Below are 13,578 nucleotides of genomic sequence, written 5' to 3'. Positions count from 1 at the left end.
ATGTTCGATCTGACCGGAAAGCTCGCCGTCGTCACCGGCGCCCGTCGAGGCATCGGACTCGGCATCGCCACCGCGCTCGCGGATGCCGGCGCCGACATCGTCGGCGTGAGCCTCGGCATGGAGGCCTCGGGAAGCGAGCTGCAAGCGGCCGTCGAGAAGCGGAGGCGCGCGTTCACCGCCATCCGGTGCGATCTCGCCGACCGCGCCGCGACCAGCGCCCTGGCGAGCCGGCTAGCCGACCTGCCCGTCGGCATCCTGGTCGGAAACGCCGGAACGTTCCGGCGGGTGCCCGCCGCCGATCACTCGCAGGAGGACTGGGACCACGTTCTCGAGGTCAACCTGTCGAGCCAGTTCGTGCTCGCCCAGGCGGTGGGCCGTGGAATGCTTGCGCGCGGCTCGGGCAAGATCATCTTCACGGCGTCGATGCTGAGCTTCCAAGGCGGGTTGAACGTGGCGAGCTACGCGGCCGCGAAGTCGGGGCTGGCCGGGTTGACGCGGGCGTTGTCGAACGAGTGGGCGGGCAGCGGCGTGAATGTGAACGCCATCGCGCCCGGCTACATCGACACCCGCGTGACCGAGGGGTTGAAGGCAGACCCGGTGCGCTCGAAGCAGATCCTCGAGCGCATTCCGGCCGGGCGACTCGGTCAGCCGCATGACCTGGCGGGCGCGGCGGTCTTCCTGGCGTCGCGCGCGTCGGACTACGTGAACGGCATCCTCCTGCCGGTCGACGGAGGCTGGCTCGGCCGCTGAGCTCTGCGTTGGGCTCGAGACGTAGGCACCCAGCGAGGGCAGACCATGCTGGGAATACGCTCCCGGGCGGCGTCGTGGGTGTTCCCTAGACTTCTGCTGACGAGAGGCTCACCATGGCGCGCAAGTCCGGCACCCAGGCACCGCGATTGGATGCGATCGTGCTCGACGACCTCGTAGCCGGCGATCCCGAGACGCTCGAGTCGCACGACGTCTACGAGGGCCTGCGCTTTGAGGCAGTCGACCTCTCCGGCCGCGACCTGTCGGGCATCCAGTTCAGAGAGTGCGCCTTCGACGACCTGCAGGCTCACGATGCGGTTCTGCGCGGGGCGACGTTCGCCGACGTCGAGATCCACCGGCTGAACGCGCCCATCTTCTCCGCTCCGCGGGCTGAGCTGCGCTCGGTCTCGATCGACGGATCGCGCCTCGGATCTGCCGAGCTGTACGAGTCGGCCCTCTCGTCTGTACACATCTCGTCGACCAAGCTCGGCTTCGCCAATCTCTCGGGAGCCAACCTGCTCGACGTGCTGTTCACTGGATGCTCGATCGACGAGCTCGACCTCGGCAGCGCGAAGCTCAATCGCGTGGCATTCGTCGACTGCACGATCGGCGTGCTGAGCCTCAATCACGCGACGCTTCAGAGCGTCGACCTGCGCCGCGCCGAGATCTCGCGCATCGACGGCTTCACCGCGCTCGCGGGGGCGACGCTGTCGAGCGGACAGGTCGCCGACCTCGCGTCGTCGTTCGCCGAGCACCTGGGCATTCGCGTCGAGGACTGAACCGGCCCTTCGACAGGCTCAGGGAACGGCGCGGCGACAGGCTCAGGGAGCGTTCCCTGAGCCTGTCGAAGGGCGATCACCCCCGCAGCTACACCCCGGCGCCCACCGGCAGCGGCTCCGCACCCGATGCGGAGACCGGCCCCGCGGCATCCAGCGCATGGCCCTCGGTGTCGATGTTCGGAACGATGCGGTCGAGCCACTTCGGCATCCACCAGGCCGACTCGCCGAGCAGGCTGAGCAGCGCCGGAATCAGGACGAGCCGCACGATGAATGCGTCGGCCATCACGCCGACCATCAGCCCGAAAGCGATGGATGCGCCGATCGCGAAGGTTCCCGTGGCGAACCCGGCGAAGACCACGGTCATGATGGTCGCCGCTGCCACGAGCACCGGGCCGGAGCGCGCGAAACCCTCGCGGATCGCCTTCTTCGGTGACATTCCCCGGTCGTGCATCTCTTTGATGCGCGAGACCAGGAACACCTGGTAGTCCATGGCGAGGCCGAAGAGCACGCCCACCAGCAGCAAAGGGAGCAGGCTCATCATGGGGTCGCCCTGGGGCGCGGCGATCACCGGATCCAGCCAGCCCCACTGGAACACCGCGGTGCTGGCGCCGAACGAGGCCCCGACCGACAGCAGGTAGCCGAGCGTCGCGATCAGCGGAATGAGCAGCGACCGGAACATCACGACGAGCAGCAGCATGGAGATCACCACGATCACGATGATGTACTTGATCAGCGCGCTGGTGAGCGCCGCGTCCTGGTCGCGACCGATCGCCGTCTCGCCGGTGACCTCGAGGTGCACGCCTGTCAGCGAGTCGGCGTCGTCGGTGATCGTGGTCACCACGTCTTTCGTCGCCTGGTCGATCGGGCCGCCGTCGGGGATCACGACGATCCGCGCCATGCGTCCATCGGCCGAGATCTCGGCCGGAACCACCTGCTGAACACCCGCCAGCGCGCCCAGCCGGCCCTCGACATCCGGCGTCTTCGAGGCGATGTCGTCGCCTTCGGCGAGAACGATCAACGGGCTCTGGATGCCGCCGAACTCGTCGACGATGAGGTTGTACGCGGTGCGCTCCGTCGACTCCGGATCGGCGCCCCCGGGGATGCTGAACGCGGTCTTCATGCTGAACAGGGGCAGGGCGACGATCACGAGAATCACGATGCCGGCGAGCGCCGAGACGATCGGCCGGTTGACCACGACGCTGCCCCAGCCGCGCAGGAGTCCCCGCTTCTGCGTGGCACCCTCCACCCAGACGGTTCCGGAGGCGAGCTCCGCGCGCTGCTTCTTCGAGAGGGCTCGCGTACCCATGGTGCGCATCAGCGCGGGCAGCAGGGTGAGGGCGAGCAGCACGGCCACGGCGACGGCCGCGGCGGCCGCGAAGCCCATCTCGGTGATGAAGCTGAGGTTCGCGACGAGCAGGGCCACGAGGGCGACGATCACGGTGAGGCCGGCGAAGACGACGGCCGTTCCGGCGGTTCCCGTCGCCCGGGCGACCGCGTCCTCGACGCTCTTGCCGCCTCGCAGCTCTGTTCGGAAGCGGGACAGGATGAAGAGGCTGTAGTCGATTCCGACGGCGAGGCCGAGCATGGCCGACAGGATGATCGAGTTGTCGCCCAGGGGGAAGAGCGCGCCATAGGCGAGTACACCGACCAATCCGACGCCGACGCCGAACACGGCGATGAGCAGATTGACGCCAGCGGCGAGCAGCGAGCCGAAGGTGAGGATGAGCACGAGGAACGCGATGATCACACCGACGCCCTCGCCGATGCCCGGCTCGGGGGCGCCGAGCGGAACGAGGTTGCCACCGAGTTCGACGCCGAGGTCGTTCGGCGCGTTCGCCTGCAGCTCGAGGGCCGCGTCGTAAGACGACACCTGCTTCGCGTCGGACAGGTCGCCGTAGCTCAGCGTCGCGATGGCGAGGGTGCCGTCCTCGGATATATAGGGCCGGCTCGCGTCGAACGGATCGCTGACGGCGTCGACTCCGGGGAGCGCCGCGGCGTCGCTCAGAACGTCGGCGATCTGCGCCGACACCGCCGGGTCGGAGACGTCGCCGCCATCCGGCTGGAAGACGAGCTGCAGCGTGTCGCCTGTGGCATCGGCCGAGGCGGGGAACTCGTCGTTCATGCGATCGAGGGCCTGCGACGCAGGGGAGTCGGGAATCGAGTCGGTTGCCGCGGCCGGCGAGGCGAGGTTGCCCCCGATGATGAGGGTGCCGATGAGGCCGGCGAAGATCAGGAGCCAGGCTCCGATCACCACCATGCGGTGTCGGGCGCTGAACCGTCCGACGCGGGCGAGAAATGTGGACAAGAGAGGCTCCTTCGAGAGAGGCGGAAAGGTCTACCTCGATACTCGCGAGCGGTGTTCTCCTCGGAATCGTCCTGTCGAATCGGTCTGTCTACTGCGTCTGGATGAGATCGGGTGTCGGGCCACCCGATCGATCGCAGATCAGATGGATGCCGCCGGGTTCTGATCGGCCGGGTCCGAGACCGGGCCGTCGGCCGGGCCCGTGGTCGGCGGCGTGGCCGAGCCATCGACGGGCGTGGCCGCATCCGCCTTGCGTTCGACGACCAGCGTGATCTTGGAGACGACGGCCGCGATCGCGCCGATCGCGACAAGCACGGGCGCGAACGCGACGGTCAGTGCAAGACCGACGAGTCCTGCGTTCACCGGGATCTCGAGCAGCACACTGCCGTCTTCGCGCTTCAAGATGATGCGCTGCACGTTGCCCTCGTGGATCAGGTTCTTCACGGTCTCGACCAGCTTGTCGCCGGCAACCTCGAACTGCTCGAACGTGGATTTCTTGTCGCTCATGTCGCTTCGTCCTGTCTGACGTCGATGTTCGTACGACGATCCGGTTCGGAACGCCTGGATTCCAGTCTGGCCGTGTCGCGCCCTGCGCGCATCAGTCCTGGGTACGACTCACCCGATTCACATTCAGTACTACGACGCCGTGAACCCGGCCCGATAGGCGAATGTCACGAGTTGGGCGCGGTCGCGCGCACCCAGCTTCGCCATGGCCCTGTTCGCGTGGGTCTTCACCGTGTACGGCGACACGAACATCTCGGCGGCGATCTGCGTGTTGTCGAGTCCGCGCGCCGCGGCCTTCACGACGTCGAGCTCGCGCGGGGTGAGTGCCGAGAACCGGTCGAGCATGGCAGAGTCTGCAGCGGGTCGGCTCTCGTGGGCGACGTGGCCGATGAGAGCGGCGCTCGCGGAGGCCGACAGCGCCCCGCCGCCCGTCGCCACCTCGCGGATGCCCGCGGCCAGCTCGGCGGGGCCGATCCCCTTGCTGAGAAAGCCATTGGCCCCGGCGCGCAGGGCCGCGAACACGTTCTCGTCGTTGTCGAAGGTGGTCAGCACGATGATGCGCAGCTGCTCGCTCGTGTAGGCGGCGCGCAGACGCTTGGTCGCCTCGACCCCGTCGATGCCGGGCATGCGGATGTCCATGAGCACGACGTCGACGCCCAGCCCGTCGATCGCGGCGAGGGCCTCGAACCCGTCGCCGACGTCGGCGACGATCTCGATGTCGGTCTGCGGCTGCAGAATCGCGCGGAGCCCGGCGCGGATCATCTCCTGGTCGTCGACGATCATCACGCGGATCATCGGATCTGCCCTCCGTCCACGCGCAGTGTCGCGACGACGCTGAAGGCATCGTCGGTGTCGACGACCTCGAGGCGGCCACCGGCCGAGGTGGCGCGCTCGCGCATGCCGATCAGGCCGTAGCCGCGCCGCGTAGCGACAGTCCTCGGCGCCCGGCGCGCCCGGGCATTCGTGACCGTGATCGTCAGGATGCCGGCATCCGCCTTGGTCGTGACCGAGACCGCACCCGGGCCGTGGCGCTGGGAGTTCGTGAGCGCCTCCTGCACGATGCGGAACGCGGCCGTGCTGACCTCGGCATCGATCGCATCCGGTGCCTCGCATAGTTCAGCGCGCACGTCGACGCCGGCCGAGCGGTAGGACTCGATGAGGCGTGCGATGCCGCCGAGGTCGGGTGTGGGCCGGGACGAACCGTCGTCGACGTCGTCGGTGCGCAGCACGTGCAACAGGCGCTGCGTCTCCGACAGCACCGCCTGCACGTTCGCGCGCGCGGCGACCAATGACGAGTGAGCCGTGTCGGCCTCGATCGGCAGGTTCACCTCGGCGACTCCGAGGTGCATGTTGAGCACGGCGATCTCGTGCCCCACCACGTCGTGCAGGTCGCGGGCGATGCGCAGCCGCTCCTCGCTCACGCGCTGGTTCGCCTCGGCGTCTCTCGTCGCCAGGGCCGCAAGGGCCCTCTGCTCGAGCTCGCGTCGGTAGCGATCCTGGCTGTACGCTGCGCTGCCCGCTGCCGCCGCGGCCAGGGCGAACGCGGCCGCCACGATCGCCACCGGATAGACGAGGCCCTGGTTCTGAAACAGCGCCACCGAGACGTAATTCGAGAGCCCGATGAGCAGTGCGACCCGAACCGCGGGGCCGCCACGGACGGTGAGCGAGAATGCCGCGAAGACGGCGAGGTTCCAGCTCATCAGCGGATCCCACGCGACAGCGTTCGACACGAAGGGGGCCGCGGCGATCAGTGCGACTCCGAGCCAGCGCCACCGGTACGACGCCGCGATGCCGAGAAGCGAGACGATCAGCGGCACCCACGCGATGAATCCGTGGCCCTGGAGAGGAGGCGCGACGAACTCGGTGGCCGATGCCAGCCCGATCACGACCAGTGTGATGCGATCGAGCAGAGCCGGACGGCGGAACCACGACGGTCGATACGCCACCATCTCGGCGGGCGCATTCGGCGTGGTCATGGGTCGATCCTCCCACCGGGCTCTTATACGCGAGTACAGCGGACGCAGTAGATTCCTAGGCCACCGACCAGCCGCCGTCCGACGGCAGGATGACGCCGTTCACGTTCACGCCGTCGTCGCTCAACAGGAACGTGATCGACGCGGCGAGGGCGTCGCTCTCGACGGCCTCGGGCATGACCGACATGCCCACGCGCACCCGCTCGGCACCGAGCTTCGAGGTGAACTTCGCCTCGATGTTCGTGATCGTCGGGCCGGGGGCGACGGCGTTGACCCGGATGCCGCTGGGTCCGTACATAAAGGCGCTGCTCTTGGTGAGCCCCGCGACGGCGTGCTTCGACGCGGTGTAGGCGGCGCCGGCGGCCGAGCCGCGAAGGGCCGCCTCGGACGCCGTATTCACGATCGATCCGTAGGCCTGGCCGAGCATCGTGGGCATAACGGCACGCATCAGCTTCATGGTGCCGTCGACGTTGATCGAGAAGACGCGCTGCCACACGTCGTCGGAGACGTCGCCGACCGGGGTCATGTCGTCCATGATGCCGGCGATGTTCGCGAGGCCGTCGATGCGATCGCCGGCTGCGGCGATGATCTGCGCCACGGCCGCGTCGTCGGTGATGTCGGCGACGACGGTCACGATGTCGGCGCCGGGGGTCTTCGCCACGAAGTCGTCGAGGCGCTCCTGCGAGATGTCGACGGCGACGACGCGGCCGCCCTCGCGGGCGACTCTGGATGCCGTGGCCCGGCCTATGCCGGACCCTGCGCCCGTGACGATGATCGTCTTTCCCGAGAAGCGCCCGTCGTCGATGCGCTCGACCCACTCGGGTGACTGGACGGTCGGCTCGGCGTCGTCGGTCACGACGACGGCCGGCGTGCCCTCGGGAACCTCGCCGGCGGCCGCGCGGCGAACGAGGTCGTCGATCAGCTCCTGACTGAACGCGCCCTGGCTCATCTCGACCAGTCGATCGAGCGAGAGCTTGCTCACGGTACGCAACGCGCTGGCATCCTGACCGGCCTTGGCCAGCAGGTCGTTCATGATGGGGCCGCCGACCGGGTGCGACAGCCAGGTGCCGATGGTCGAGGAGCTGGTGAGTGGCGTGTTCTCTGCGGTCATGGGGTGCATCTCTTTCTCTCGGGTCTGAACCGGACAACTCTGTCCGCACGTAGGCTACACCCGTGACAACACCGAAAGCTGAACCGCGCAAGCCGAATCGCGGTCCCAGTGCGGGGCCCGAGAATCGGCGTGCGCTCATCGCGGCCGCGCGCGAGGTGTTCGGCGACGGGGGCTACTCCGCGCCGCTCAGTTCGGTGGCCAAGCTGGCGGGGGTCGGCCAGGGCAGCCTCTACCGGCATTTCCCCGATCGGCTGTCGCTGGCCGTCGCCGTCTTCGACGAGAACATCGGAGAGCTCGAGACGATCGCCGAGCGCGGAGACAGCACCCTCGACGAGCTGCTCGACGCGATCATCGCGCAGGCGCTGGTGTCGACGGCGATGATCGACATGATCACCGCCGACCTCGACGACCCCCGGGTGCAGCACCTCGAGACGCGCATCGAAGACGTGGTCGACACGGTCGTGCGACGCGAGCGGTCGGCCGGTCGACTCGGAGGCGAGGTCGAGACGGCCGACGTGCTGCTCGCGATCTCCATGCTCACCGGCGTCGTCGCCCGCACTCCGGCCGATCGCCGCGACGCGGTGGCGCGCCGAGCCTGGTCGCTGTTCCACGTGGCGTTCGCGCGCTCGGAAAGCGGGACTCGGGTACCACCGACGCGGTAGCAGAAGTCATCCCTGCGCACGATTCGCATTCCTGCCGAACCCGCGAGTCTTGAGTCATCACACGCGCACAACCGAAAGGACGCGACACGATGACCACGACCTACACCCCGCTCCGAGCCCGTGACCACGCCGATCAGGCTCCGAGGCGCCCGTCGACCCTCTCGACGCTCGCCTACGTGGCCGTCGGCACCGGAGCGATGGCCGTGAGCGCACTCGCCGTCGGGCTGAGCATCCTCGTGCAGAACTGATCTCGCCGGGCTGATCGCGGGCGTCCACTGTACGCACGGGCGAGGGATGCGGCAACCCCGCGAGGCCAGACGGTCAGGGGCGAGGAGAGTTCGGCCATGGCCCATTCGAAAAAGTCCTCCTCGCGCGTGCAGCGCATGCCGAAACCTCTCTACGAGAAGGAGCTCGAGCGCCTGCAGATCGAGCTCGTGAGCATGCAGCAGTGGGTGATCGACACGGGCGCCCGCGTGGTCGTGATCTTCGAGGGCCGCGATGCCGCCGGCAAGGGCGGCGCGATCAAGCGCATCATGCAGTACCTCAACCCGCGGTCGGCCCGGGTGGTCGCCTTGCCCACGCCGAGCGAGCGAGAGAAGGGGCAGTGGTACTTCCAGCGCTACATCGAGCGGCTGCCCACGACGGGCGAGATCGTGTTGATGGATCGCTCCTGGTACAACAGGGCCGGCGTCGAGCGGGTCATGGACTACTGCACGCCCGAGCAGTACCGACGCTTCCTTCACCAGGTTCCGACGTTCGAGCGCATGCTCGTCGAAGACGGCATCATCCTCATCAAGTACTGGTTCTCGGTGTCGGACGACATCCAGGAGGAGCGGTTCCACTCGCGCCTGAACGACCCGATGCGGCGCTGGAAGCTCTCCGACACCGACGTGGTCTCGATCACGAAGTGGGAGGACTACTCCCGCGCGAAGGACGCGATGTTCGAGGCGACCGACCACGCCGACGCGCCCTGGTGGACCATCGAGAGCGACGACAAGCGCGCATCCAGAATCAACACCATCAGCCACCTGCTGTCGCAGATTCCCTACGAGTCGCGCGACCCCGACGAGGTGACGATCCCGCCCCGCCCCGTTGCCGACGACTACGACCGACCGGAGAAGGGGCGCTACAAGTACGTGCCCGATCACGCGGGGGCCGTGGCGAAGATCTAGAGGTCGTGCGCTAGAACTCCGCGCCCGCCTCGACCAGCAGCACTCCGCCCATGACGAGGGCGATGCCCGCTGCCATCACCCAGGTGAACGGCTCCTTGAAGATGAGCCGCCCGGCCACCGCGGTGAGCGCGACTCCGGCGGCCGACCAGATTCCATAGGCGACGCCGAGCGGCATGTCGTTCTGCAGGGCGAACGACAGGCACGTGAACGCGATTCCGTAGCCGAGCGCGACCGGGATGTACCAGAGCTTGCTGCCGGTGATGGCTGCCTTGAGCGAGAGCGTGGCGGTGACCTCGGTGAGGATCGCGCCGACGAGGAAGAGCCAGGCCATCAGCGGGCCTGCCTGTGCATGGCCTGCTCGCGCGACTTCTCGGCGCGCTGCCGTCCGAGCTCGATGCACAGCACCCCGGCGATGATCAGCACGAGCCCCGCCCCCATCACGGGAGTCAGCGGTTCGCCGAAGAGCAGAGCCGAGAACAGGGCGGTGAGCGCTACTCCGAGGGCGCCCCAGATTCCGTAGGCGACGCCGAGCGGCAGCCCCGCGCGCAGCACCAGCGACAGGAACACGAACGCCCCCGCGAAGCCCGCCGCCATCAGCGCGTACCAGCCCGGATTCTCGAGGCCGGCCTTCAGCGACAGCGACCCGGTCACCTCGGTCACGATGGCGCCGCCCAGAAACAGCCACTTCTTCATGCTTCTCCTTCGTCGGCGCAACGTATTCAGGAGGAGCGCGTCACCGTCGACACTATCCACACGGCGGAGCGCTCCTCCGGAACAAGAAACGACGAATCAGACAGCGACTATGCGTCGGCCGGCGTCGCCTCGACCTTCTTCGCCGCCGCCTTGGCGACCGCGGGGGTGGATGCGGCGGGCTTGCGGGTCGGCGCCTTGCGCGCGCCAGCCGACGACGCCGTGCCCTTCGACGGCCGCGAGGCGGCCTGCTCGGCCACCGCGGCGGTCTGCGCCGAGACGGCGCGGGGCGCGAGGCGCTGCAGCTGCGTGACGTGGGCCGGGGTCAGCTCCTCGATGGAGGCGACCTCGAGCAGCTTCATCGTGCGCACGATCTGCTCCGACAGGATCGCGATCGTGCGGTCGACGCCCGCGCGCCCTCCGGCCATGAGCCCGTAGAGGTAGGCGCGGCCGATGAGGGTGAACTTCGCTCCGAGGGCGAGCGAGGCCACGATGTCGGCGCCGTCCATGATGCCCGTGTCGACCATGACCTCGACGTCGCCGCCGACCTCGCGGGCCACGTCGGGCAGCAGGTGGAACGGGATCGGGGCGCGGTCGAGCTGGCGCCCTCCGTGGTTCGAGAGCAGGATCCCATCGACGCCGAGGTCGGCGAGGCGCTTCGAGTCCTCGAGGTTCTGCACTCCCTTGATCACGATCTTGCCGGGCCACATGCTGCGGATGAACGCGAGGTCGTCGAAGTCGATCGACGGGTCCATCGCCGAGTCGAGCAGCTCGCCCACGGTGCCGCCGGTCGACGACAGCGACGCGAACTCGAGCGGGGGAGTCGTGAGGAAGTCGTACCACCACCACGGCCGAGGGATGGCATTGATGATGGTGCCCGCGGTGAGTTGCGGAGGAATCGAGAAGCCGTTGCGCTTGTCTCGCAGGCGCGCGCCGGCGATGGGGGTGTCGACGGTGAACATGAGCGTATCGAAGCCGGCCGCTGCGGCGCGCTCGACGAGACCGTAGGAGATCTCACGCTGGCGCATCACGTAGAGCTGGAACCAGTTGCGCCCGGTGGGGTTCGCCGCCTTGACGGCCTCGATCGACGACGTTCCGAGCGTCGAGAGTGTAAACGGGATGCCGGCCGCGGCGGCGGCCCCGGCCCCCGCGATCTCGCCCTCGGTCTGCATCAGGCGGGTGAAGCCGGTGGGGGCGATGCCGAAGGGCATGGTCGAGGTGCCCCCGAGGATCTGCGTCGTCGTGTCGAGCTTCGACACGTCGCGCAGGATCGACGGGTGGAACTCGATGTCCTGGAACGCCTGGCGTGCACGCCTCAACGAGATCTCGCCCTCGGCCGATCCGTCGGTGTAGTCGAACGCCGCCTTCGGGGTGCGGCGTTTGGCGATGGTGCGCAGGTCGTCGATGGTCAGCGCGCCCTGCAGCCGACGCTTCTTGCCGTCGAGCTCGGGCTTCTTGAACTGCATCAGGGGAAGCAGTTCCTTGGGGTTCGGAAAGCGGCGTTCAACCATGGGGCAGTCCTCTATCTGGTTCGGTCCCCTTCGACGAGCTCAGGGAACGGTTGCCTTCGATGAGCCCAGGGAGCGTTCCCTGAGCCTGTCGAAGGGTGTCGGTCGGTGCGGAGATGAAGTTGGTCTCGGTGTAGTAGCCCGTGATGTGGGCGCGAACACGGCTGCGGGCGAGCTCGGCATCGCCCTTCTCGATGGCGTCGACGATGTCGCGGTGCTCGTGGCGCAGGCGGCCGGATGTCTCGGGCCACGACGGCAGGTTCGGCACGCCGGCGAGAACGTAGCTCTCGATGGAGTTGCGGAGGCCCGCCATCATCGAGGCGATCACGGCGTTTCCCGAGAGCTCGGCGAGCGCCAGGTGGAAGGCCGCGTCGAGCGCGAGGAACTCGGCCTCGGAGATCCGGCCATCGGCATCCATAGCGTCGAGCAGCTCGACGGCGGGGCCGAGATCGAGCCCGTCGATACGGGCGACGGATGCCTCGGCGAGCTCGGTCACGACGGCCGCCTCGAGCACGAGTCGGGTCTTGACCACGTCGCGAACGTCGAAGCCCTGGGCCGCGACCTGCAGCCGCATCAGCGACGACATGCCGCCGGATGGGCGGGCCACGATGATGGCGCCGGATTGCGGGCCCGATCCGGTCTGAGTGCGGATGAGCCCGAGTACCTCGAGCACGCGCAGCGCCTCGCGCACGGACGAGCGGCCGACGCCCAGCTCGCTCGCGAGGGTCCGCTCGGCGGGCAGGTGGTCGCCGGGAACGAGGCGCCCCGCGAGCAGGTCGGCCTCGATGTGCTCCAGCACGACCTGCCAGGCGCGGCGCGGGTCGATCGGGGCAACGGATGCGGCGGCGCGTGTATCGGTGGCAGTCACGTCGCGTCCTCCTCGATCGCTGGCTGTCACTGGCGTCTTGTGCTCTGTGGTCAGGCCGTCTGTGGTCAGGCCATGTGGTCAGACCACAGCATAATCGCGGTGTCGCCGGTTGTCCATCCATTCCGCTTTCTCAGGTGCCGGGTCTAGCGTTTAAGCCAGCCCTCCTTCAACGGGCTCCCGGGATGCGTTCCCTGAGCGAGACCCGTTCCTGAGCCTGTCGGAGGGCAACGGCACCCGAACAAAGGACTCCCAATGAGCGCGAACCCCTACGATCGACTTCCGAAGCTCCCGGCGTTCGACCTCGAGTCGACCGATGTGAAGCAAGGAGTGCGGCTGTCGAACGACCAGGTGGGGGCGGGGGCAGGGGGCGGCGACATTTCGCCCCAGCTGAGCTGGTCAGGTGCGCCCGAGGGGACCAAAAGCTATGTCGTGACGGTCTACGACCCCGACGCGCCCACGGCATCCGGTTTCTGGCACTGGGCCGTCTTCAACATTCCGGCCGAGGTGACGAGTCTCGCCGCCGGCGCCGGGACGCCGGGCAGCGACCTTCTGCCGCAGGGTGCGACCACCCTGCGCAATGACGGCGGCGTCGCCGGATATGTCGGAGCCACCCCTCCTCCCGGCCACGGTGACCACGAGTACTACGTCGTCGTGCACGCGGTCGACGTCGAGGCCCTCGACATTCCCGCAGACGCGTCTCCCGCGATGCTCGGCTTCAATCTCTTCTTCCATGGCATCGGTCGCGCCGTGATCAGCGCCCCCTACAGCGTCTCCGACTGAGTCGCGCTGGCGGTTAGTTGAGGAGCGACCGCACGTAATCGAAGGATTCCCTGGTCAGCGCCGACCAGGTCTCGAGCGTCTTCGAGGGGTCATGCGTGTGCAGATCGTCGCCCGCCGGCACCTCGATCCACTCGCGCATCGTTCGGCGACCCATCGACAGCGGCGCGGCGCGCCCCTGCTCGATCAACTCGAGCGCGCGCTCGCGCGGCACCTTCACGATGAGTCGGTCGTCGCTGCCGATGAAGGCGACGATCTTCGTGCCCGTGCGGATTCCGGGATTGTGGAACATGGTTCCGAGCTCGACGGGGCCAGCCGCGCGAAGGATGGCGGCGATCTCATGCAGGAGTTCGACCGCGTCGTCGGATGGTCTGCCCATGCGCACCACCGTACCCATCCTCTGCCGTTCTGCTAATCAGTATTGCTATCTACCGGTACTCATGATTACTATGTAGTGGTAGTCAACAACACTGAGTAGTAGGGAG

16 protein-coding genes are annotated in these 13,578 nt (G+C 68.1%); 6 read left to right on the top strand and 10 right to left on the bottom strand.

All coding sequences use genetic code 11. From position 1 onward, the window contains the following. The gene (locus ASF06_RS03420) at positions 1 to 750 is read left to right on the top strand and encodes an SDR family oxidoreductase (RefSeq protein ID WP_055943320.1); all 750 of its coding nucleotides are present in this window, start codon (positions 1 to 3) and stop codon (positions 748 to 750) included. 113 nt (positions 751 to 863) lie between these two features. Continuing rightward, positions 864 to 1,526 (top strand): pentapeptide repeat-containing protein, encoded by a 663-nt coding sequence (locus tag ASF06_RS03415; RefSeq protein ID WP_055943317.1) that lies wholly within the window; start codon positions 864 to 866, stop codon positions 1,524 to 1,526. 88 nt (positions 1,527 to 1,614) lie between these two features. Here the strand turns inward: ASF06_RS03415 and ASF06_RS03410 are convergent, their stop codons facing one another. From ASF06_RS03410 to ASF06_RS03390, 5 genes are all read right to left on the bottom strand, one after another. Continuing rightward, positions 1,615 to 3,831 carry an MMPL family transporter gene (locus ASF06_RS03410; protein WP_055943313.1) on the bottom strand — a complete coding sequence of 739 codons (2,217 nt, stop codon included), beginning with the start codon at positions 3,829 to 3,831 and terminating at the stop codon, positions 1,615 to 1,617. A 138-nt stretch (positions 3,832 to 3,969) separates the two neighbouring features. Continuing rightward, positions 3,970 to 4,335, bottom strand: a complete 366-nt coding sequence (locus ASF06_RS03405) for a DUF4342 domain-containing protein (protein ID WP_055943310.1) — start codon at positions 4,333 to 4,335, stop codon at positions 3,970 to 3,972. 129 nt (positions 4,336 to 4,464) lie between these two features. Next, positions 4,465 to 5,127: a response regulator transcription factor gene (locus ASF06_RS03400; protein ID WP_055943307.1), complete on the bottom strand. Its 663-nt coding sequence runs from the start codon at positions 5,125 to 5,127 to the stop codon at positions 4,465 to 4,467. Next, positions 5,124 to 6,308, bottom strand: a complete 1,185-nt coding sequence (locus ASF06_RS03395; RefSeq protein WP_055943304.1) for a sensor histidine kinase — start codon at positions 6,306 to 6,308, stop codon at positions 5,124 to 5,126. The genes ASF06_RS03400 and ASF06_RS03395 overlap by 4 nt, the downstream gene beginning before the upstream one ends. Before the next feature lie 55 nt (positions 6,309 to 6,363). Beyond that, positions 6,364 to 7,416, bottom strand: a complete 1,053-nt coding sequence (locus ASF06_RS03390; protein ID WP_055943302.1) for an SDR family NAD(P)-dependent oxidoreductase — start codon at positions 7,414 to 7,416, stop codon at positions 6,364 to 6,366. A 62-nt stretch (positions 7,417 to 7,478) separates the two neighbouring features. Between ASF06_RS03390 and ASF06_RS03385 the strand changes: the two genes are divergently transcribed. The 3 genes from ASF06_RS03385 (at position 7,479) to ppk2 (ending at position 9,250) form a co-directional block, all read left to right on the top strand. After that, positions 7,479 to 8,078, top strand: a complete 600-nt coding sequence (locus tag ASF06_RS03385; RefSeq protein WP_055943299.1) for a TetR/AcrR family transcriptional regulator — start codon at positions 7,479 to 7,481, stop codon at positions 8,076 to 8,078. An 89-nt stretch (positions 8,079 to 8,167) separates the two neighbouring features. Then, on the top strand, positions 8,168 to 8,326 hold the full coding sequence (locus ASF06_RS19345) for a hypothetical protein (RefSeq protein WP_157439052.1): 159 nt from the start codon (positions 8,168 to 8,170) through the stop codon (positions 8,324 to 8,326). A 96-nt stretch (positions 8,327 to 8,422) separates the two neighbouring features. Continuing rightward, entirely contained in the window at positions 8,423 to 9,250 is an 828-nt protein-coding gene (ppk2, locus tag ASF06_RS03380) for a polyphosphate kinase 2 (protein WP_055943296.1), read from the top strand. 10 nt (positions 9,251 to 9,260) lie between these two features. Here the strand turns inward: ppk2 and ASF06_RS03375 are convergent, their stop codons facing one another. The 4 genes from ASF06_RS03375 to ASF06_RS03360 all read right to left on the bottom strand — a co-directional run bounded on the left by ASF06_RS03375 (position 9,261) and on the right by ASF06_RS03360 (position 12,316). Further along, a complete protein-coding gene (locus ASF06_RS03375; protein WP_055943293.1) occupies positions 9,261 to 9,581 on the bottom strand; it encodes a DMT family transporter in 321 nt (106 codons plus the stop codon). Then, the gene (locus tag ASF06_RS03370) at positions 9,581 to 9,943 is read right to left on the bottom strand and encodes a DMT family transporter (protein ID WP_055943290.1); all 363 of its coding nucleotides are present in this window, start codon (positions 9,941 to 9,943) and stop codon (positions 9,581 to 9,583) included. Before ASF06_RS03370 ends, ASF06_RS03375 begins: the two co-directional genes overlap by 1 nt. Positions 9,944 to 10,050: 107 nt before the next feature. Next, a complete protein-coding gene (locus tag ASF06_RS03365) occupies positions 10,051 to 11,451 on the bottom strand; it encodes an alpha-hydroxy acid oxidase (protein WP_055943286.1) in 1,401 nt (466 codons plus the stop codon). Continuing rightward, positions 11,444 to 12,316, bottom strand: a complete 873-nt coding sequence (locus ASF06_RS03360) for a FadR/GntR family transcriptional regulator (protein ID WP_235500874.1) — start codon at positions 12,314 to 12,316, stop codon at positions 11,444 to 11,446. Before ASF06_RS03360 ends, ASF06_RS03365 begins: the two co-directional genes overlap by 8 nt. Before the next feature lie 252 nt (positions 12,317 to 12,568). Here ASF06_RS03360 and ASF06_RS03355 point away from each other — a divergent pair, with 252 nt between their 5' ends. Then, positions 12,569 to 13,096, top strand: coding sequence for a YbhB/YbcL family Raf kinase inhibitor-like protein (locus tag ASF06_RS03355; protein ID WP_055943284.1), 528 nt, complete (start codon positions 12,569 to 12,571; stop codon positions 13,094 to 13,096). 13 nt (positions 13,097 to 13,109) lie between these two features. Here the strand turns inward: ASF06_RS03355 and ASF06_RS03350 are convergent, their stop codons facing one another. Then, positions 13,110 to 13,472 carry a hypothetical protein gene (locus tag ASF06_RS03350; RefSeq protein WP_055943282.1) on the bottom strand — a complete coding sequence of 121 codons (363 nt, stop codon included), beginning with the start codon at positions 13,470 to 13,472 and terminating at the stop codon, positions 13,110 to 13,112. Between the last annotated feature and the right edge of the window lie 106 nt (positions 13,473 to 13,578).

Origin of the sequence: Agreia sp. Leaf244, from assembly GCF_001422695.1 — a bacterium.
Taxonomy (GTDB): Bacteria; Actinomycetota; Actinomycetes; order Actinomycetales; family Microbacteriaceae; genus Agreia.
The sequence above is the reverse complement of the archived record's forward strand: the minus strand, read 5'-3'. Positions and strand labels throughout refer to the sequence as shown.

Excerpts from the sequence above, each read along its gene's own strand:
- ASF06_RS03370 (WP_055943290.1), bottom strand. The coding sequence starts at position 9,943 with ATGAAGAAGTGGCTGTTTCTGGGCGGCGCCATCGTGACCGAGGTGACC.
- ASF06_RS03375 (WP_055943293.1), bottom strand. The coding sequence starts at position 9,581 with ATGGCCTGGCTCTTCCTCGTCGGCGCGATCCTCACCGAGGTCACCGCC.
- ASF06_RS03355 (WP_055943284.1), top strand. The coding sequence starts at position 12,569 with ATGAGCGCGAACCCCTACGATCGACTTCCGAAGCTCCCGGCGTTCGAC.
- ASF06_RS03350 (WP_055943282.1), bottom strand. The coding sequence starts at position 13,472 with ATGGGCAGACCATCCGACGACGCGGTCGAACTCCTGCATGAGATCGCC.
- ASF06_RS03400 (WP_055943307.1), bottom strand. The coding sequence starts at position 5,127 with ATGATCCGCGTGATGATCGTCGACGACCAGGAGATGATCCGCGCCGGG.
- ASF06_RS03390 (WP_055943302.1), bottom strand. The coding sequence starts at position 7,416 with ATGACCGCAGAGAACACGCCACTCACCAGCTCCTCGACCATCGGCACC.
- ASF06_RS03365 (WP_055943286.1), bottom strand. The coding sequence starts at position 11,451 with ATGGTTGAACGCCGCTTTCCGAACCCCAAGGAACTGCTTCCCCTGATG.
- ASF06_RS03395 (WP_055943304.1), bottom strand. The coding sequence starts at position 6,308 with ATGACCACGCCGAATGCGCCCGCCGAGATGGTGGCGTATCGACCGTCG.
- ASF06_RS03420 (WP_055943320.1), top strand. The coding sequence starts at position 1 with ATGTTCGATCTGACCGGAAAGCTCGCCGTCGTCACCGGCGCCCGTCGA.
- ppk2 (WP_055943296.1), top strand. The coding sequence starts at position 8,423 with ATGGCCCATTCGAAAAAGTCCTCCTCGCGCGTGCAGCGCATGCCGAAA.
- ASF06_RS03415 (WP_055943317.1), top strand. The coding sequence starts at position 864 with ATGGCGCGCAAGTCCGGCACCCAGGCACCGCGATTGGATGCGATCGTG.
- ASF06_RS19345 (WP_157439052.1), top strand. The coding sequence starts at position 8,168 with ATGACCACGACCTACACCCCGCTCCGAGCCCGTGACCACGCCGATCAG.
- ASF06_RS03405 (WP_055943310.1), bottom strand. The coding sequence starts at position 4,335 with ATGAGCGACAAGAAATCCACGTTCGAGCAGTTCGAGGTTGCCGGCGAC.